At 42.8% G+C, this 19,381-nt stretch carries 16 protein-coding genes and 1 pseudogene; 14 read left to right on the top strand and 3 right to left on the bottom strand.

Annotated elements, in window-relative coordinates:
* Positions 1–7: 7 nt before the first annotated feature.
* The 3 genes and pseudogenes from C509_RS0111120 to C509_RS0111110 all read right to left on the bottom strand — a co-directional run bounded on the left by C509_RS0111120 (position 8) and on the right by C509_RS0111110 (position 4,273).
* Positions 8–1,240 (bottom strand): Ger(x)C family spore germination protein, encoded by a 1,233-nt coding sequence (locus C509_RS0111120; protein ID WP_018707016.1) that lies wholly within the window; start codon positions 1,238–1,240, stop codon positions 8–10.
* A pseudogene (locus C509_RS24780) lies at positions 1,224–2,832 on the bottom strand (spore germination protein). The gene C509_RS0111120 and the pseudogene C509_RS24780 overlap by 17 nt, the downstream one beginning before the upstream one ends.
* A 28-nt stretch (positions 2,833–2,860) precedes the next feature.
* A complete protein-coding gene (locus tag C509_RS0111110) occupies positions 2,861–4,273 on the bottom strand; it encodes an FMN-binding glutamate synthase family protein (protein WP_018707014.1) in 1,413 nt (470 codons plus the stop codon).
* Positions 4,274–4,411: 138 nt separating this feature from the next.
* Here C509_RS0111110 and C509_RS0111105 point away from each other — a divergent pair, with 138 nt between their 5' ends.
* From C509_RS0111105 to C509_RS0111040, 14 genes are all read left to right on the top strand, one after another.
* Positions 4,412–5,152, top strand: coding sequence for a YqjF family protein (locus C509_RS0111105; protein WP_018707013.1), 741 nt, complete (start codon positions 4,412–4,414; stop codon positions 5,150–5,152).
* Positions 5,153–5,291: 139 nt separating this feature from the next.
* On the top strand, positions 5,292–5,948 hold the full coding sequence (locus C509_RS0111100; RefSeq protein ID WP_018707012.1) for a potassium channel family protein: 657 nt from the start codon (positions 5,292–5,294) through the stop codon (positions 5,946–5,948).
* Positions 5,949–6,311: 363 nt separating this feature from the next.
* Positions 6,312–7,889 (top strand): spore germination protein, encoded by a 1,578-nt coding sequence (locus C509_RS0111095; protein ID WP_018707011.1) that lies wholly within the window; start codon positions 6,312–6,314, stop codon positions 7,887–7,889.
* Positions 7,873–9,105, top strand: a complete 1,233-nt coding sequence (locus C509_RS23835; RefSeq protein WP_169509205.1) for a Ger(x)C family spore germination protein — start codon at positions 7,873–7,875, stop codon at positions 9,103–9,105. The genes C509_RS0111095 and C509_RS23835 overlap by 17 nt, the downstream gene beginning before the upstream one ends.
* Positions 9,102–9,329: a hypothetical protein gene (locus C509_RS23830; protein ID WP_018707009.1), complete on the top strand. Its 228-nt coding sequence runs from the start codon at positions 9,102–9,104 to the stop codon at positions 9,327–9,329. Before C509_RS23835 ends, C509_RS23830 begins: the two co-directional genes overlap by 4 nt.
* 31 nt (positions 9,330–9,360) lie before the next feature.
* Positions 9,361–10,464 (top strand): GerAB/ArcD/ProY family transporter, encoded by a 1,104-nt coding sequence (locus tag C509_RS0111080; protein WP_018707008.1) that lies wholly within the window; start codon positions 9,361–9,363, stop codon positions 10,462–10,464.
* Positions 10,465–10,593: 129 nt separating this feature from the next.
* Positions 10,594–12,198: an ABC transporter substrate-binding protein gene (locus tag C509_RS0111075; protein WP_018707007.1), complete on the top strand. Its 1,605-nt coding sequence runs from the start codon at positions 10,594–10,596 to the stop codon at positions 12,196–12,198.
* Positions 12,199–12,338: 140 nt separating this feature from the next.
* Entirely contained in the window at positions 12,339–13,277 is a 939-nt protein-coding gene (locus C509_RS0111070) for an ABC transporter permease (protein WP_018707006.1), read from the top strand.
* Positions 13,278–13,291: 14 nt separating this feature from the next.
* Positions 13,292–14,179: an ABC transporter permease gene (locus C509_RS0111065; RefSeq protein WP_018707005.1), complete on the top strand. Its 888-nt coding sequence runs from the start codon at positions 13,292–13,294 to the stop codon at positions 14,177–14,179.
* Positions 14,180–14,201: 22 nt separating this feature from the next.
* Positions 14,202–15,041 (top strand): sensor histidine kinase, encoded by an 840-nt coding sequence (locus C509_RS23825; RefSeq protein ID WP_018707004.1) that lies wholly within the window; start codon positions 14,202–14,204, stop codon positions 15,039–15,041.
* The gene (locus C509_RS25140; protein ID WP_018707003.1) at positions 15,016–16,137 is read left to right on the top strand and encodes a response regulator transcription factor; all 1,122 of its coding nucleotides are present in this window, start codon (positions 15,016–15,018) and stop codon (positions 16,135–16,137) included. Before C509_RS23825 ends, C509_RS25140 begins: the two co-directional genes overlap by 26 nt.
* On the top strand, positions 16,128–17,381 hold the full coding sequence (locus C509_RS0111050) for a hypothetical protein (RefSeq protein WP_018707002.1): 1,254 nt from the start codon (positions 16,128–16,130) through the stop codon (positions 17,379–17,381). Before C509_RS25140 ends, C509_RS0111050 begins: the two co-directional genes overlap by 10 nt.
* 27 nt (positions 17,382–17,408) lie before the next feature.
* Positions 17,409–18,422: an ABC transporter ATP-binding protein gene (locus C509_RS0111045; protein ID WP_018707001.1), complete on the top strand. Its 1,014-nt coding sequence runs from the start codon at positions 17,409–17,411 to the stop codon at positions 18,420–18,422.
* Positions 18,400–19,374 (top strand): ABC transporter ATP-binding protein, encoded by a 975-nt coding sequence (locus C509_RS0111040; RefSeq protein ID WP_018707000.1) that lies wholly within the window; start codon positions 18,400–18,402, stop codon positions 19,372–19,374. The genes C509_RS0111045 and C509_RS0111040 overlap by 23 nt, the downstream gene beginning before the upstream one ends.
* Positions 19,375–19,381 lie beyond the last annotated feature (7 nt).

Genomic DNA, 19,381 nt, shown 5'->3' with positions numbered 1-19,381 from the left:
CATATTCTCATTCGGAGTTATTTTTCATTTGGTATAGGTAAGGGCTATTTTTTAATCCAGTACGTACGATAGCTGCATCAACCGTCACTTTTACTTTCAATTCCGGGAAATGCTCTTCATTCCAATCTTTTTTTAATCGATCCCATGCTTGCGGATGATTACGATAAATGTTTTCTCCGAAGCCGAAAATATCCGCCTTTTTTGATTGGGCATGTTTTAAGGATGCATGTACTTGCTCTTTAATTCTCTTTTCCACCTTTTCATTAATTTTATTTCTTACATTTAAATCCTTCAGGTTGATGGGAACATCCACCTCCCCAACATTGCCTTTTACCTGGATCCGAATGGATATGACAGGATTCCCGTTGGAAAAGTCAGTTGTAACCTTTGTTTTTTCCCTTAAAACCTGATAGGTTATTGCGTCTTTTTTATCTCCCCAATCGACCGGAACATTCGTTTCCTTTATTTTATCTAGTGTCCATACAATGCCTCTTGCCTTCCTTGTATCCACCCAATCAATCATCTTATCTTCCTTGAAAATGGCCAAACCGTCAGCCGAAAGCGTTGCTTTTGGTTCGGTGTTTTGCAGGTTGCTAATATTTTTTCCTTCTTTTAAACTCCCTCGAACTTTAAAGACCGGTATAATAGTTTCTTTGCCAGGGAGGGAAAGACTTTCAAGCACATCCCGAATATTGACTGTTACGTGACCACCCCATAGTTCTTCAGAAAACTTTAACGTCTTCATAATTTTATTGGCAGGAATTTTATCGACAGGAGTAGTAACCTTTAAAATATCTTCTGCTTTTGTTTCATGGGCAATCACGACCTTGGCGGTGTTTCGGAACTGGATATCCCTATCAAGAGTATCCAATACCCTGTATAGGCCTTCCTCCTTTGCCAACTGTTCTCCGATCACCAACAAGTTGGCGTGTGAATAATATAATATTCTTGACAGTTTACTGGATGCCTGCCGGGTTACTTCATAAACATTTTTTCCAGTTGACGTATAAACAGTGACAGCAGAAGCATCTCCCATTGTTCCTCCTTGCAGCCCCCCGGCTACATTGCTTGGATTTACAATTTGAAATGTCCCGACAATCTTTCCATCTTCACTTTTATCAAAACCAATTGCAATGACAAATGCCAGGTCTGTTAATTCTTTATTGCTCCAGCAGCCGGAGAGTATGAGCATATGGAGGAAAAGAAACAGAGCGACTAATATTTTACGTTTCATTGGCATCACTTTGCCCCTTTTTACTCATGGTCATTTCCCGCTTGTTAGGTGGCTTTGGTTTAGCCATATTTTTTCCATGGATTTGTTCACCTTGCATAATCAGGTTTGCCCTTTCCCTTGTTGCCCACAAAGGTACACGAATAATGGTATCTCCCAGATTACCGAAGGATAATGGGGCGAGCGGCGACATGTAAGGAACGCCGAACGATCGGAGACTGCATAAATGCACAATAAGAACGATGATCCCCAATATCACACCATACATTCCGAAAATAGCAGCAATCACCATGAACAGGAACCTAATTAAACGGGCGGAAACTGCCATTGCAAAGGAGGGGGTGGCAAAGTTGGCAATAGCTGTAATTGAAACGATGATGACCATAGCAGGGGAAACAATCCCTGCCTGCACGGCAGCCTGGCCAATGACAAGCGCTCCCACAATCGAAATGGCCGATCCCACAGCTCTCGGCATCCTGACCCCCGCTTCCCGTAAAATTTCAAATGTGATTTCCATCATGACTGCTTCCACAAAAGCCGGGAACGGCACTGATTCCCGTTGAGCGGCAATACTGATCACCAGCTGTGTTGGTATCATTTCCTGATGGAAGGTTGTCCCTGCAATGTAAATGGAGGGGGCGATAATTGAAATGAAAAATATTAATATTCGCAGGAAGCGCGGTGGCTATATCAAACCGCATGTAATAGTCTTCGGCGGCCTGGAAAAATTGGATGAAAACTGCAGGTGCAAGAAGAACAAATGGTGTTCCATCGACAAAGATTGCTATTCTGCCTTCAAGGATATTGCCTGCAACTGTATCGGGCCTTTCCGTATGATACAAGGTAGGAAAGGATGTCCAGGTCTGATCCTCAACTAATTGTTCGATATAACCGGATTCAAGGATGCTGTCTATATCAATCGTGTTTAATCTGTTGCGGACCTCATCCACAATTTTTTCGTTCACGGCACCTTTTAAATACATGATGGTTACATTGGTTTTTGTCATTCGGCCGATTTTCATTGACTCCGTCCATAAATTCGGGTTCCTTATGCGTCGTCTGACAAGGGCAATATTTGTTTGGATTGATTCATTAAACCCATCCCTTGGGCCTCGGACTGTCACTTGGCTCTCCGGCTGTTCTACGGAACGGTGCTCGCCGCCCTTTGTCCCTGCCGAAATGGCCTGGTTTGTCCCATTGATAAGAACAATTGTGTTTCCGTCCATTAATTCCTGAAAAAGGTCTTTCCATTCCTGAACCGTTTTTAAGCTTCCTAATGCCACTCCATTGTCTGCCAGATGCTGAAGAAGTGCTTCAGATGTCCCTTCATATTGCCGGGGATTGGCCATAATTGATTCAAAAATAAATTCATTGACTGTTGCGGCATCAACAATTCCATCAACATAGACAATTGCCAAATTAGCTACTGGTGATGCTTCAGTCTTTAATGGTCTTATGACAATGTCCTGACTATTCCCAGTTTGTTGCTTTATGACTGTCAAGTTATCTGGCAATGAAGGGGATAGAAAATCAGACTCTTCTATTTTTTTGTCGCTTTTCTCAAATAGCTTTTTTCTTGTTCGTTTAAAAAGTGAAGACATCCATTTTGTACCTTTCCGAGCTTTTGCTCTATTTTTTTCTTCCCTTTTCTGGCCACGGGTTAAATGTAAACGGAATTCCAATCATCCTTGCCGTCAGTTCATCATAGGAAGTGAGATCTCTTCTGGAAAGCTCGCTCAATGAACGTTTTCCCATCGCTCTCAGAGCCATTTTCATCTCTTCAGTACTTGCTTTCAAAAATTTTTCAGCCGATTCCGCTCCGTCTTTTACTTTAAATTGATGACTATATTTCCCTTCATTCCAAACTACCTGCGTTGGCGGTTCGAAGGGGAGAGATTTGGTCACCTGGCCGTGCGCAACGCTAAATAATATAGCCGAGCCTAAGTAAACGGCATCAGCCCCAAGGGCCAGCGCTTTTAAAAAATGACCGGGGATTAAAAGACCCCCAGAGACGATCAGACTGACCTGATCTTTCATTTTTCTCCTTTTTAAATGGTTCGAAGCACGGACTACTGCATGCAGCGTAGGGATTCCAAAATCATCGGCCAAAATGGGCGCACCGGCGTGAGTGGCCGCCTGCCCGCCATCCACCGCGATATAATCTACACCCATTTCCAGAAGATGATCGATATCTTCTTCAATTTTTCCACCGGCTCCCATTTTAGCCCCGATAGGGACTCCGCCGGACATGTCACGAAGCTCATCAACCAATTCCTTCAGATCCTCCAAAGTCTGGTTTTCAAAAAAATGCTCATGGATGACGGCATCTTCTTCTGCTTTCAGCCCCATCACTTCACGTGCCCTGCCAGTCAGGTTTTTCGGTGAAATCTTTGTACCGATTCCGAGTTTCGCACCTTGTCCGAGTTTGATTTCAATCATGTCCGCACGCTTGATGAATTCTTCTTCTTTTCCCCATTCCGTTTTTGAAAACTGCAATATATATTTTCCGGCAGCCTCCAATTCCTCCTTCATGATGCCGCCTTCACCGGAATTGATGGCCGTACCAGTTTTATTTGCTGCTTGAGCAAAAGACAATCGGACTTCTCTGCTGACACCAACCCCATAAGCCATTCCACTAATCATGAGTGGAATATCTATTTTCATCGGTTTTTTTGCTTTGGGACCTATTTTTACACTTACATCTACTTCTTCGTCTCCTGAAATGGCAAACGGAGAAGTCTGTGCAGGGATAAATGTAATCGAATCTAAATGCGGCCAAGTTTTTGAAGAGCCAAGCGGACGATTCAGAACATCGCCGCTTTCAGTCCGCAGATTGTTTTCAAGTACATTTTGAATCCCCATATGCTTGAAGCCTGGAATCATCTCAATAATATTTTCTTGATAACTATCTGTAAAAATGATGTTTCCCGTTTTTCTTACAATCATTTTCGCGATCCAGCGCCAGCTGAAAATCATCATCACAAATACAATGAACATAAAAACAACGATTCCAAATGTAATATAGGACAAAATATCTGCCATGCTCTTGTCCCCCAATCTCATAAGGCTTGATTCTATTGTTTCTCAGATGGAGAAAACTATGTGACGCCTTTGAAAAAATAGTGGTTAGCATAGAAGGCAAGTAAAAAGCACAAATTATTCACGAAAGGAGACGATACCATGGATATCTATAAAGAAGACGGACATCGTCCGCTGCCACTTCCTCCAAACAATTGGATCATGCGGCAGGCATGGCGGGATGTATTGTTTCTCCATTGGCCCGTTCAGCCTGAACAACTCCGTCCCTTTATTCCTTCCGAGCTTGAAATTGATACATATGACGGGTCTGCATGGATTGGAATAGTGGCGTTTGCAATGGAGGGTATTTATTTCCGTGGCCTGTCTTTCTTTTCTGTGGTAACTCCTTTTTCAGAGATGAACGTACGTACATATGTTAAACATAAGGGGAAACCCGGGGTTTTTTTCATTTCTCTCGATGTAAACGACTGGGCTTCTTTGAATATTGCCAAGAGGTGGTACCGGCTCCCGTATCATTCGGCTGACATTTCTATAAGACCGAAAGGAAGCACGATCTATTACGAATCGATTCGAAAAAATCAGCCTGTTCGGTTTGAAGGAACCTGCACAGCGAAGCAGGAGGAGTATTTTCCGGTGAACGGAACCCTTGATCACTTCCTCACAGAAAAATATTGTTTTTATACAGCCTGTGACAAAATAAATATATTTTATGGAGACATACATCACCCACCATGGCCGCTGCAAAGGGCAGATTTTCAAATTCAAAGGAACACGCTCTTTTCTCCATTAAACCTTGATTTTTCCGATGAAACTCCGATTGTCCACTTTTCGAAAGGGGTCGATTCGCTGATGTGGAATGTAAAGAAGTTGAAGAAGCTTTAGCATTCGTTTCGAGACATAAAAACTATCGTTTGAAAGATGCTTAGAGAGACAGAAGGCGGGTATTCATAAAGAGATTGGTGACATGTACAAGCATTTCTACACAAACGCAATAACTGGAGTTAAAAAATGAGGAGAGTCTATGAAGAAACAGTATGTTGTATTTGGTTTGGGGCGCTTTGGCGGAAATTTGGTAAAAGCGTTGGCTGAATCCGATTCTGAAGTGTTAGCAGTGGATCAAGATTATGACAAGGTCCAAGAATATTCGAAGTATGCGACCCAAGTGGTTCGAGCAAATGCCCTTGACGAATCTGTCCTCCGGAATTTAGGGGTTAAGAACTTTGATCATGCATTTGTCTCGTTTGGCGACAATATTGAGGCAAGTATTTTAACATCTTTAATGTTAAAGGAATCAGGAGTACCAATCGTTTGGTCCAAGGCCCAAAGCGATTATCACAGTAAAGTGTTAGAGAAGATCGGCGTAGATCGGGTCATTCAGCCTGAGAGGGATACAGCCAGAAGGATAGCTAAGCATATTGTCTCGGATAAACTGATCGATTTCATCGAGCTATCCAGCCACTATAGTATGGCTGAAATTATCGCATCTGAAAAGCTAGATGGTAAATCACTGGTACAATTAAGTATAAGGTCAACATATGGATGTGTACTGATGGGTATTCAGCGTGGGGAGGAAATTATGATTGCCCCGCCAGCAGAAGCTCTTGTCCGGAAGGGGGACATTCTATATGTCATCGGCCGCAACGAAGACATTAACCGTTTTGAGGAAGAAGGGGTATGAAGAAGAATGGATGTTGATTTCTTTACCTTCCGAGTAATGGATCTTGTTTGATGTTGTAGCTGTTTTTGGAACCGTGTGTTTAACTTTTGTACTGGAAAAGCCAATATTATGATCACCCTTTATAGGAAAAGCTAGCGGCCCTACCACTTTCCTTTCTTTGGCAAGATTGAAACCAAATAAAATCAATTTCATGAATGCGGACATCTGCACAGATCTTTTTTAAAAGCCGAGGGACTTCAACAGCCTTCGGCTTTTACCCTTTTTAATAAACCCGAAGGACTCACATGGTATTTTTAGGATTTACTGTATAAATCATCCCATTTGTAGAAAGATAAAAAAAAGATCTGAACGGAGGGAAGCGGCTTGATTCGGAATGTGCAAAGGCTACTTAAGAAAAAACATAAACACCAAACAAACGATCAAGCCCCATTGCCCAAACCAAAGGAAACCCTTCAGCGAAGCTTAAAAGAAAATGAAGAGGTTTTTCGGTCCATTTATAAAGAATGTTCAGATGTAGTTTTCCGGGATATTTGGATTTTTGGCAATTTCAGAGGGATGGTTATTTATATTAATGGTTTATCAGATGTAGAGTGGCTGGATGAAAGTGTTCTCAATCCGCTTATACGGAAAGACATCATTGATCCGCAGGAGCTGGAGCTTAAGATGATCGAGAACGAAATTTCCGTGCCTAATATCAAACAGGTATCTCTTATAGCTGACTGCGTTGAGTCAATTTCTAATGGGAGTCCTATTTTATTGATTGAAGGAGAAAAAATTGCTATTTCCTTAGGGTTGTCCAAGTATGAAATCCGGAATATAGAAGAACCACAGGCCGAAAAGGTGATAAGGGGACCGCGGGAGGGGTTCGTTGAATCGATTCAAGTGAATACGGCCATGTTGCGGCGCATTATAAAAAGCCCGGCACTTAAAATGAAATCGATCAATATCGGAGATTATACAAAGAAAAGCGTTGTTCTTACTTATATCGAAGGGTTAGCAAGTCCCACTTTGATAGAAGAGTTTGAAATTAGGCTTCAACGGATTGTGATTGATGGTGTTCTGGAGAGTGATTATATTGAGGAAATGATTGAGGACAATCCGTATTCGCCATTTCCGCAAATTTTATCCACTGAGCGCCCTGATGTCGTAAGCGCCCATTTGCTTGAAGGGCGAGCAGCCATTTTGACGGAAGGGACGCCATTTGCCTTGATCGCTCCGATTTCTTTTTTTTCGATGCTTCAGTCGCCTGATGATTATTATGAGCGCTTTATTGTAGGTACAATTATCCGATGGCTGCGTTATACATTTGTCGCCATTTCCTTGTTACTTCCATCCCTTTATGTAGCCATCACAACATTTCACCAAGAAATGATCCCTGATCCATTGGTTCTCAGCATTGCCGCTGCTAGAGAAAGTGTTCCATTTCCCGCTTTGGTGGAAGTGATCCTGTTGGAATTGATGCTAGAAGCATTGCGTGAAGCAGGAGTCAGGCTTCCAAATCAAATTGGTGCTGCTGTCAGTATCGTCGGAGCGCTTGTCATCGGACAGGCAGCCGTGCAGGCAGGGATTGTCTCGGCACCAATGGTCATTGTGGTGGCAACAACTGGAATCGCATCTTTTTTGATTCCACGCTATACGATCGGATACCCTATTCGCTTTCTCCGGTTTCCACTTGTTTTCCTTGCCGGGTTATTAGGGCTACTGGGCATCATGCTCGGAATGTTGACGATTCTCATCCATTTATGCACTTTAAGATCCTTCGGGGAGCCATATATGAAACCGATAGCACCGCTAAAGAAGCGCGAATTGAAGGATGTTCTTTGGAGATCGCCTTTATGGATGATGGATACACGCCCTCACCTTGATAAGGAGATGAATGTGTATCGGCAGGCTCCTAATCAGAAACCGGGTCCGCTTCGGGGCGGTGAGTCAGAGAATTGAAGAGAGTGTGGGCCAAAGTGAGGGAAAAGTGTTGAAAAATTCTTTAATAAGAAAATCAATTTTTCTTGCTGTCTTTGCCGGAGGCATTTTTTTTCTAGCCGGCTGCTGGGACCGAATAGAAATAAACGATCTGGCCATCGTAACTGCAACAGGAATTGATAAAAGTGAAGACGGGCAAGTAGTGCTTTCTCTTGAAATTTTCATCCCTAAAAATATGACAGGGGGTGAGGGTGGCAATGGTCTTGGGGGAGGCGAGCAACAGACGACGATGGTCACTTATCATAAAGGGAGGAATATAGCCGAAGCCCTTTCGAAGCTCCAAGCTGAAATGCCCCGTAAAATTTATTGGGGGTCTTGCAAAATATTTATTTTTGGTGATGCAGTTGCCAAAGATGGTATACAAGAACACGTTGATTTTCTTCTTCGGCACCCGCAGCCAAGGGAGAGAGCCTTCATATTGGTCAGCCGGGGAAAAGCCAAAAAAATTCTTGATACAAAGGCTACCTTGGAACGCTTTTCATCGGAAACACTCCGAGAAATTGCTAACAAGAAACATGGAATGAGTGTCACACTTCAGGAGCTTGATACAATGTTAACGTCTAAGGACCAGAATGTTGTGCTTCCTTATTTAAAGATATTAAAGGAGAAAAGCGACGGAAAAAAGACCCAATACACAGTTTTGGAAGGGACTGTCTTGTTTAAAAAAGATCGGATGATTGGAACGATTTCCGAATCAACGACGAGAGGATTGCTATGGATTACTGATAAATTAAAGGAATATACAGTAACTTTTGAGATAGAGGAGGGAAATGGGCATATCTCTATTTTCCCAGTAAAAACCGAAGTAAATCTCACACCCCGCATTCAAAATGGAGAGTGGAAGATGATTGTAGATGTTCATACCGAAGGGACCATTGTGCAAAATGGAACAACATTAGATTTAGATGATAGGAAATCAGAAAGAAAAATCAACAAAGTGTATCGTGACAAAGTGGAAGAACGGATTCGCAAGGCAATAGAGGCAGCACAGGAACATGGATTGGATGTTGTGGGGTATGGAAGGGAATTTCATCAGAAATACCCACAGCAATGGAAGAAAGTTGAAGGTCGGTGGGAGGAAGTTTTTCCTGAAGTGAAGACTGAATTCCACATCCATGCAAATATTCGCAGACAAGGGTATATCAATGAGCCGATTAAAACAAAGGGACAGAAATGAGTATGATGTGGGGACATTTCTTCAGTGTAGCAGTGGTTGTTGCAGTAATTGTCATTTTGCAATGGCCTGGGATCAAAAACAATCCAACGAGGGACAAAGGAGCCTTCATGATATTGCTTCTGATAGGTCTCATACTATCCTTATTTAATTTGGAGTATATAAAGGGTCCTCCTCATTTGGAAAGAGCAATATTCCATCCGATCAGCCGACTCATAGGAAAGTAGTATAAATCAATAATGGTAAGGAGTGGTAATAATGGAAAAAGGGAAAATATCAGCTCTTCAAATGGCTTTATTATTGTATCCCACCATTATTGCCACTGCTATCCTTTCTATGCCGAGCCTTACAGCCCAATCCGCAGGCAGGAATATGTGGGTGTCTCCCATCTTTGCATCTTTTGCAGGCTATTTAGCTGTTTTTTTGGCAGTCAGCCTTCACAATAGGTACCAAGGAAAAACCATTATCCAAATCAGTGAAGCTGTCTCGGGAAAAATAGTAGGCAAAATGATGGGCTTCGTTATTCTATATTTCTACCTGGATCTCACTGGAACAATCGCCAGGTCATATAGTGAGTTTATCGTAACCTCCTTTTTGCTCAAGACTCCCCAAATAGTAATCATATCCTCGATGGTATTGCTTTGCGGGTTCTGCATATATGGAGGGGTGGAGGTGATGGCAAGGACAGGTCAGCTGCTATTTCCGGTATTCGTGCTGCCGATCATTTTTTCTTCTCTTTTCTTGGCGCCCGACTTTCAATTCCAAAATATCTTGCCAATTTTGGAAGACGGATGGATTCCCGCCATAAAAGGTGCCATTTCACCCACTGGATGGTTCGCTGAGTTTTTTATCATCGGCTTTCTTCTCCCTTATTTATCAGATATGAAAAAAGGAATGAAGTATGGGCTTTTCACTGTTTCAGGAGTCATGCTCTCACTGGTGATCGTGAATTTGATTGTTCTTTTTATACTGGGTGATGCAACGTCCAACAAGATTTATCCATTAATGAATGTCGGCCGGTATGCAAGCCTTGGTGGATTCTTTGAGAATATGGAGGCTGTAATCATGGCAGTATGGATTGCTGGAGCCTTTGTCAAAATCTCCGTCTTTTATTACGTTACCGCCCTGGGGACTGCCCAATGGCTGAATCTTTCCGACTACCGGCCGCTTGTCTGGCCATTGGGAATATTGATTGTACAGTTCTCCTTTTGGGGAATGCCAAGCACGATGGAGATTGCCCGATACGACTTTCAGACATTCCCATATTATTCGACTTTTATCCAATTGCTTTTGCCGATGTTGCTTTTAGCCATAGCATTTGTTTTGAAAAGAAGAAAAAAGAAAGACAAAAACGCCTCCTGAAAAAGGGCGTTTTTTCCTATTGAGAATTAATTTTAGATAAAATTTCAAGGGAAATATGATCAGATTTTAAAACTTTTAATTTCGAAAGTTCATTATAATTTTGATAAATGTAAGAGAGGGGGACAAAAGTTGCAAAAGCAAACAAAAGCGATCCTTGTAATGATAAGCGTTTTCATGCTGCTTGTCTTTACTGGATGTTCAGGAAAAAGTAGCTCAGACTCCAAATCCGAAGGCAAATCCGGTGGAACAATTACAATCGGCTTGGCCCAGGATATAGTGGCTGTGGACCCTGCGTTCACATATGACTTCGCCACTGGACCTGTAGTGAATCAAATTACTGAAGGATTATTGAAATTCAATGAAAAAGGTGATCTTGAGCCGAATCTGGCGAAGGATTGGGAGAACCCTGATGAACTGACGTATGTTTATCATTTGCGCGATGATGTCACATTCTCCGACGGTACTCCTATGACCATAGACGATGTCATTTTTTCATTGGAAAGAATAAGGGATCCTAAAACAGCGTCATACGTAGGCTGGATGTTCGATAATGTAGACAAAATAGAAAAAGAAGGTGATTGGACAGTCAAGGTGACATTGTCCAAACCGGATGCATTGTTCAAGTATGCCGTTGCGACTACAGCAGGACACGTCATTAGCAAAGCATATTATGATGAGCATAAAGACAACTTCGGCAAGCCAGAAGGCGGAATTGTCGGTACGGGACCATTTAAGTTTGTCAGCTGGCAGACAGGTTCGGAAATAGTACTTGAAAAGAATGAAAACTACTGGAACAAAGAAGGCGGGCCTTATTTGGATAAAGCGGTGTTCAAGGTTATTCCGGAAGGAACAACGCGAATTACCGGCTTAAAAACAGGCCAGTTGAATATAGCAGTCGAACTTCCATTGGATTTGCTTGGAAAAATCGAAGAAATGGATAATGTGAGACTGGATACTTCGGATAGTTACCTGATTGATGGAATTGAATTCAACACACAAAGAAAACCATTTAACGATCCAAAAGTTAGACAAGCGATGAACTATGCGCTTGATAAAGAAAAGATCATCAAACAGATCATTAAAGATGCAGGAATTCCTGCAGAAGGAACGACTGTTCCTCCAGTGATGTGGACATTTGCAAAAGATAAATGGGAACAGGCGTATAAAGAATTGCCAAACTATTCTTATGACATTGAAAAAGCCAAAAAGCTAATGGCGGAATCAAGTGTCCCGGAAGGATTCAAAGCGAAAATTTCCACTGACGGTGATACACTCCGCATGAACGCCGCCTTGTCCCTACAAGCAGCAGTCAAGCCGCTAGGAATTGATCTTGAGATTGAAAAACTGACCGGTGAGGAGTTAATGTCCCGGACGTTTGGCGGAGCGAGAGATTACGACATTGCCATTCAAAACTGGGGTGCCGACTTCCCGGATCCATCCGGCAACTTGCATCCATTGTTCCATTCCGTCAATACGGGAGACGGTGGAGCTAACTATGCCAATTACAAAAATGCAGAAGTCGACAAGCTGTTGGCTGAGCAAAATGAATTGATTGATGATGAAAAACGTGCGGAACTCATGATTAAAGCACAAAAAATCATTGCGGAAGACTCTCCGTGGATTACTCTCAGCCATCAAAAGCAAATGATGGCCATGACAAATGATGTGGAAGGCTATCATATTACCCCATTATGGTATTGGGATGGCTTCTTGAAAGATATTAAATTGAAATAATAGCAGAAACGTCAACGGAGATTCCCCTTTTTCAAATGAAGAAGGGGGTTTCTCTCATTTTCTACCTGGGGTCAGATCCCCTTTAATGCATTAATACTTTAAACCACCGGGGGTCAGACCCCCTGACAGGAGGTGTGAGTATGGTCAGTTATATTGCCAGGCGACTAATTATTTTGATTCCTATTTTATTCATTGTTTCTATCCTGATCTTCGGCATGTCAAGAATGGTTCCGGGAGATCCCGCGCTTATCATGGCAGGCGGACACCAAACCTCGCCCGAAGTGCTGGATAATATTCGCGAAAAATACCATCTGAATAAGCCGATTGTTGAACAGTATGCCATCTGGCTGAAAAATGTGGCCACAGGCGATTTAGGCGAAAGCTATAAAATGAAGCAATCTGTCACAAGCATGATCATTGAACGGCTGCCACTCACTTTGCAGTTGGTAGTGATGAGTATGATTTTTACTTTACTGATAGCGATCCCTCTGGGAATATTATCCGCCATCAAGAAAAATACTTGGATGGACCATTTATCGACGATGTTTGCCTTTGTCGGTGTTTCTTCACCAGTTTTCTTTACGGGAATTTTATTCGTTTTGCTGTTTTCATATCATCTTGATGTGCTTCCTGCCTTCGGAGCCGGCGAGGGATTTACAGATAATCTTGTCCATCTGTTATTGCCATCATTGGCTTTGAGTTTTAATATGATTGCGCTCAATTCCCGCATCACAAGAAGCGGAATGATCGAAGTGATGAATACGAATTATATACAAACAGCAGTGGCAAAGGGAATGCCGCGCAATGCCATTATTTTAAAACATGCACTTAGGAACGCGCTCGTACCACTGGTGACTGTAACCGGAATCCAAATCGGGGTATTGATTGTAGGAACGGTCCTCGTCGAATATACATTTGGTCTTGGCGGTTTGGGAAGTCTCATTATCAATGGAGTACAAACAAGTGATTACCCTGTCGTTCAAGGTACGATGCTGTTTATGGTCGTTGCATTCCTTTTGATTAATCTGCTGGTCGATGTCCTTTATGCCGTGATCGACCCAAGAATTCGTTATAAATAGAGGGGAGGGATTCGATGGAACTACAAAGCCAGCCACCTGCACAGGTGTTGAATGAACAGGATAAAAAAAGAAGTATTTGGCATTCGCCTTTTTTCAAAAATAAATTGTCTATTATTGCCGGAATCATTATTATTATGATCATAATGATTTCGCTGTTGGCACCACTCATTGCTCCATATGATCCCAATGCCCAGGATTTGGAGAAATCACTGGAACCGGCATCGGCAGCTCATTGGTTTGGAACCGACATGCAAGGAAGGGACATACTCAGCAGGGTCATATTTGGAACAAGAACGACTTTACTTGGTGCCCTGCTTGTTGTGTTATTTTCCGTAGTGATTGGTGTCCCGCTTGGATTGATTTCAGGATATTTCGGAGGAAAAATCGATAATATTATTAACCGTGTATGGGATGTCATCCTTGCATTCCCGACCATTCTTTTGGCATTCATCATTGTCGCTACTTTCGGGCGCGGTTTTGAAAACGCGGTGATTGCACTTGGCATTGTATATGTGCCAATGATAGCCAGACTAGTCAGATCAGTGACTCTCGTCGAAAAACAGCAGTCATACGTGGATGCAGCCCGGTCTCTGGGCTTTTCCCACGCACGTGTTATCTTCCGGCATATACTGCCCAACTGTATTTCCCCCATCATTGTTCAAGTAATGATTGACTTTGCGTATGCCATCATTGATTTGGCCGCACTCAGCTTTCTGGGTCTTGGGGTACAGCCGCCTACAGCGGACTGGGGATATATGTTGTCAGAAGGGAGAGAATATTTACTTGTTTCTCCCAACGCTGCCCTTGCTTCGGGATTTGCCATCATGATAACGGTTATTTCTTTCAATTTATTTGGAGACGGGCTGCAAAGCCATCTTGATCCGAAACAGCGAAAACAATGACTCTTGCATTAATGGAGGACGTATGCTGTTATCACTCAACCTTTTTACGACTTTGATCATTTTAGGCATTGTTGGCGGAATGATTAGCCTCACCGCCATTGTCATCATCCTGATCACAGAAAAAGAAGTGGATTATTTGGAAGTTGAGAAGAAAAGGGCGGAGTTGGAGGTTCTGTTGAACGAATCAAAGCTGCTCCATCTATCTGCTCAAATCCGTCCGCATTTTCTTTTTAATACATTGAATACCATCTCGACGTTGATCCGGTTGGAGAAAAATAAAGAAGCCGAGCAGGCTATCTACTCGGTATCGTCTCTGCTGCGCTACCATTTGGAACACGAGGATTCACTAATACCATTAAAAGACGAGATGACATACGCTGAACAATATTTGTCCATACAAAAGCTTCGTTTCGGAGACAGGCTTGACTGGACGTTGGACATGCCCGGAAATTTACTGGACAAAAAAATTCCGATGCTCGTGATCCAGCCTTTGGTCGAGAATGCCTGCATTCATGGTATCGAGCCGGCGATTGACGGAGGGCGTATCACACTTTCGGCTGCATCCGGCCCAGACGCTTTATGCATCGAAATACGAGATGATGGTGTGGGGATAAGCGATGAAGTGATTGAAGGCTTTGAAGATTGGAAGAAAGGTATTCCATCCGCCGAAGAACATCTTCATATTGGGCTTAAAAATGTCCATTCCCGTTTGACAGAACAGTTTGGCAGCAGAAGCGGGTTGATAATAAAGAGGGAAGGAAATGAAACGGTAAGCCAGGTGAAGATTTTTTATCAAGAAGGGCTGGATCAAGGACATTGGACAAGGGAGGATTACGATGAAGATACTACTAGTAGACGATGAACCTTTGGAACTCGAAAACCTTAAAAGTATTCTTTTATCTTTTGATCCTTTACTTGAGATTTTTACAGCTGAGAATGGCATGGCTGCGTGGTCCCAATTGGAAAAGCACCAAATCGATATCGTATGCCTGGATATCCGCATGCCCGGCTGGGATGGAATTGAGATATTAAAAAGGATTAAGAATAAATGGCCGCATTTGAAGGTCATGCTTGTTTCAGCGTACGGAGAGTTTCAATATGCTCAGGAGGCCATCGCTTCAGGAGCATCTGCCTATATTTTGAAACCTGTTGTGCCGGAAGAGTTTATCGAGGCTTTTAAAAAAATGTGCCAAGAAATTGAATGGATGAGAAGTGAATATTCCTTTATTTTGCAAACAGCCGTTGAAAGCTGGTTGCAGGATGAAACGAACGAAGAGTATGTAAACTTCTTAAACCTTCCCATTCAGCCCAGTGTTGTGGTTGTTGTAAAAATAAAAAGTGAAACGCAGCCCGAAAAAGAAAAGTGGGATGCAGCATTTTGCGAAGGATTAGAAAAAACGATTTCGGTACCCCATCCAATCAAGGGTCACTGGGTTTATTTGATGGAAAGCAAGGAATCCGAAACCCATGAGATCACAGAAAAGCTTTCATTTCTCAAAATGTTTTTGTCAGAGAGGTTTCAAGGGGTCGAGTGGATCTTTGGGGTTGGTGAGGTTGTTCATTCACCGGCAGATTTGAAAAGGTCTTTCTACAGCGCCATTCAGGATACACAAAATAAAGATGAAGCGATTATTCAGAAATGCTTTGATTATTTATCAGCCAACTATGCAAGCTCCATCACCTTGAATGATTTGGCAAAATCCGTCCATATTAGCGCTTCACATCTGAGCCGTATTTTTAAGAATAACCTGGGAGTCACGTTCGTTGATGTGTTGACGAAAATAAGGATTGAGCGTGCAAAGGGATTGTTGGAAAACAAAGATCTTTCCATTCAATTCATATCCAACCATGTCGGATTCAGCAGCCCGGATTACTTTTCATCGACTTTCCGGAAGCTGGAGGGCATCTCACCCAGTCAGTATCGATTAAAGAAAGATGGCAGGCATCCATGTTTATAACACTGCAGATAACGATTCTTTTAAGTTTGTTTTTCCTGCTATTGGGAGTTCGGTACATTCAGAAAAGCAATTCGGATTTGACTGACGAGTTCGGCTTAGGAAGAGGGATTGTCGCACTGCTCGGCCAGTCAATAGGCCTTGTAACCTTTCTGGCGTCATCACAAGCTTCCTATGAATATGGGGTAATCGGTTTACTTGGCTATTGTCTGGCGGGGATTGCCAGTTTTTTATTCATCTACCTGCTTTTGAAAAGAAATGACGGAATGCTCGGCCGCAAGAAGGAAATGCTTGAGGCATTCAAATGGCTGTGCCAATTGGAGAACATTTTAATCTTCATCTTGGCAGGGAAAATGATCATCAAACTTTTTTACGGCCTGAATATTATTATTGCGGCTTGCATGCTGGTCATTTTTTATCAGTTTATTATTCTTGCAAGAAATAAGAATCAGTATCCCGGTTCATTGATGCTTGTGATTCTATCATTGGTAACAACTGTTTTGATACCAACTTTGGTTTATTTAAAAGTGAGTGTTCCGACAGTGTACTCCGGAGTGGACTTTTTAGCGACTGACATGCTGATTTTGGATGAGCCCTCAAGCTGGTTGATTGTTGTCATCCTTTGTGTCAGATTTTCGGCGCACAACCTTCTGAATGAACAGATTTGGAGTATTTATTCGAAGATCAAACAGACAAAAAGGGCTCTTTCTTTTACTCTAACGCCCCTTATATGGATGTTTCTTCCGTTATCTATTGGAACTCTTTCCTTTGTTGCAAAAGCGTCGGCGGTCTGGCCAGCATTGAATGATGAAGTGAGTTTCAATGTTGTCCAACAATTTGGCGGGCAATTTGGAGGCGCCCTCTTGGTCGTGACACTGATTGTTATAATGTTTTCTTCCATTTCAACCTATGTGATACACCAGGAGTCTGGGCAGTTCAGTGCCGCCATCAAAGTAGGAACAGTGATCATTGCGGTGCTTATTGCTGCTTTCATTCCCGATTTAACGATTTTGGATGTCATGTTTTACTTTTCTTTCATTTGGGCAGCCATGGTTCCAATCTTTTCGATCAAAAAAATACCTGTACCACCGTTTATTGTATGGGTCGCTGTAAGTGCCTGTGCAGCAGCAGGGATATATTTTATGATCCAACAAGGATTGATGGCGGGAATAATCATTGAATTGTTTTTATCATCCTTTGTGACGGTAATTTTTGTGGCAGTTACCGGAATCAAGCACCGACAGTAAAAGAATTTCTGTAAAGGGGGTTATATGATGGGGCAATTGCTTGAAGTAAAAAATTTATCCACCCAATTCAAGACGGAACGTGGGATCGCGCATGCTGTCAGATCAGTTAACTTTTCAATCAGCCCTGGGGAAACGATGGGCATCGTGGGCGAAAGTGGCAGCGGCAAAAGTGTTACGGTCAAGTCGATTATGAGACTGGTAGAAAGCCAGCGGGGTAAAATCTCTTCCGGAGAAATCTTATTTGAAGAAAAGGATCTTGCCAGCCTGACGGAAAAGCAGATGCAAAAAATCAGGGGAAATGATATATCGATGATTTTCCAGGATCCAATGACTTCCTTGAATCCGTTGATTAAGGTAGGCGTACAAATTTCAGAGGTGCTTCGCTACCACAAAGGGATGACGAAGCAACAGGCTGAAGAAGACGCGATCAGAATCATGAAGGGTTTATCGATCCCTTCTCCGGAAAAAAGGTACCATCAATATCCGCATGAATTCAGCGGCGGTATGCTGCAGCGTTTGATGATTGCCATCGCCCTTGCCTGCAAACCGAAATTATTGATTGCGGATGAACCGACAACAGCACTTGACGTAACAATCCAGGCGCAAATTTTACGTTTGATGGAAGAACTGCAGAAGGAATATGGAATGGCCATTCTTATGATCACCCATGATTTGGGGGTTGTGGCGGAAATTTGCAATACCGTATCCGTCATGTATGCGGGGGAGATCGTTGAAAGTACGAGCGTGGAAGTTATCTTTGATAACCCGCTCCATCCCTATACTCAGGCATTGATGGAATCAAGACCGAAGCTTGGAGAAAAGCAAAAACAACTGCAGCCGATCGAAGGCTCACCCCCGGATCTTACAAAAGAGATCAAGGGCTGTCCATTTGCTGCACGCTGCAAGTTCAAGACTGAGATTTGCGAGGTTGAAAAGCCTGTTTTACAAGAATTGACTCCTTCACATTGGGTTGCATGCCATGTGGCCGGGCAGTTTAAAAAGGAAGGGGAGGAGCGCTGTGTCGACGTTATTACAAGTTGAGGGTCTGAAAAAGTACTTCCCGGCAGGAAAAACAAATTTTCTCGGGAAACATACCCAGCTTCTGAAAGCTGTTGACAATATTTCATTTGCCATTGAAGAGGGAGAGATATTCGGATTAGTCGGAGAAAGTGGATGCGGAAAATCCACGACAGGCAGATGTATTTTAAAAATTGAAGAAATAACGGAAGGGCGCATGCACTTCATGGGTAAAGACATTACGGATATTAGAGGCAGGGATCTGCTTGATATCCGCCGTGAGATGCAGATGATCTTTCAGAATCCGTATTCGTCGCTTAATCCGCGGATGACCATTTACCAATCTCTTGAAGAAGTGTTGAAAGTCCACGGAATTGCGACAGGAAAAAAAGCGAAAGAAAGAATTGCGGAGCTTTTGGAACAGGTAGGGCTGCCAAAGGATGCAATGGATCGCCATCCTCATGAATTCAGCGGGGGACAGCTTCAAAGAATCGTTATCGCCCGAGCATTGGCAGTCGAACCGAAATTTATTTTCGCGGACGAACCGGTATCCGCGTTGGATGTTTCAGTTCAAGCCCAGATTTTAAACTTACTTGCATCGCTTCGGGAGGAATTAGGCTTGACCATATTATTTGTAGCCCACGATTTGAGTGTAGTAGAGCATATCAGTGATCGGGTTGGCGTCATGTATTTGGGACAGATGGTTGAGATGGCAGATGTAAAAGAATTGTACGAAACTCCCTTGCATCCATACACCCAGGCATTGATCGATGCAATACCTGTCAATCATCCAAAAGAAAAGAAAGATAGAGTGATATTGGAAGGGGATATTCCAAGTCCGCTTGACCCACCAAGCGGCTGCCGTTTTGCTTCACGCTGTCCGAAATGTTTTGCCCGTTGTACAAAGGAAGTGCCGAACTTCCAGGAAGTTAAACCGGGCCATTACGTGGCATGTCATTTGTATGATGAAGAATAATAGTTTT

The sequence above is a fragment of the Siminovitchia fordii DSM 16014 = CIP 108821 genome (assembly GCF_000374565.1).
In the GTDB taxonomy this organism is placed as follows: Bacteria; Bacillota; Bacilli; order Bacillales; family Bacillaceae_C; genus Siminovitchia; species Siminovitchia fordii.
This window is presented reverse-complemented; position numbering and strand designations above follow the sequence as displayed.

What these genes read in the sequence shown, in the direction of transcription:
- C509_RS23825 (WP_018707004.1), top strand. Translation starts at nt 14,202, where the DNA reads ATGCTGTTATCACTCAACCTTTTTACGACTTTGATCATTTTAGGCATT.
- C509_RS25140 (WP_018707003.1), top strand. Translation starts at nt 15,016, where the DNA reads ATGAAGATACTACTAGTAGACGATGAACCTTTGGAACTCGAAAACCTT.
- C509_RS0111070 (WP_018707006.1), top strand. Translation starts at nt 12,339, where the DNA reads ATGGTCAGTTATATTGCCAGGCGACTAATTATTTTGATTCCTATTTTA.
- C509_RS0111080 (WP_018707008.1), top strand. Translation starts at nt 9,361, where the DNA reads ATGGAAAAAGGGAAAATATCAGCTCTTCAAATGGCTTTATTATTGTAT.
- C509_RS0111045 (WP_018707001.1), top strand. Translation starts at nt 17,409, where the DNA reads ATGGGGCAATTGCTTGAAGTAAAAAATTTATCCACCCAATTCAAGACG.
- C509_RS0111065 (WP_018707005.1), top strand. Translation starts at nt 13,292, where the DNA reads ATGGAACTACAAAGCCAGCCACCTGCACAGGTGTTGAATGAACAGGAT.
- C509_RS0111120 (WP_018707016.1), bottom strand. Translation starts at nt 1,240, where the DNA reads ATGCCAATGAAACGTAAAATATTAGTCGCTCTGTTTCTTTTCCTCCAT.
- C509_RS23830 (WP_018707009.1), top strand. Translation starts at nt 9,102, where the DNA reads ATGAGTATGATGTGGGGACATTTCTTCAGTGTAGCAGTGGTTGTTGCA.
- C509_RS0111105 (WP_018707013.1), top strand. Translation starts at nt 4,412, where the DNA reads ATGGATATCTATAAAGAAGACGGACATCGTCCGCTGCCACTTCCTCCA.
- C509_RS0111050 (WP_018707002.1), top strand. Translation starts at nt 16,128, where the DNA reads ATGTTTATAACACTGCAGATAACGATTCTTTTAAGTTTGTTTTTCCTG.
- C509_RS0111110 (WP_018707014.1), bottom strand. Translation starts at nt 4,273, where the DNA reads ATGGCAGATATTTTGTCCTATATTACATTTGGAATCGTTGTTTTTATG.
- C509_RS0111100 (WP_018707012.1), top strand. Translation starts at nt 5,292, where the DNA reads ATGAAGAAACAGTATGTTGTATTTGGTTTGGGGCGCTTTGGCGGAAAT.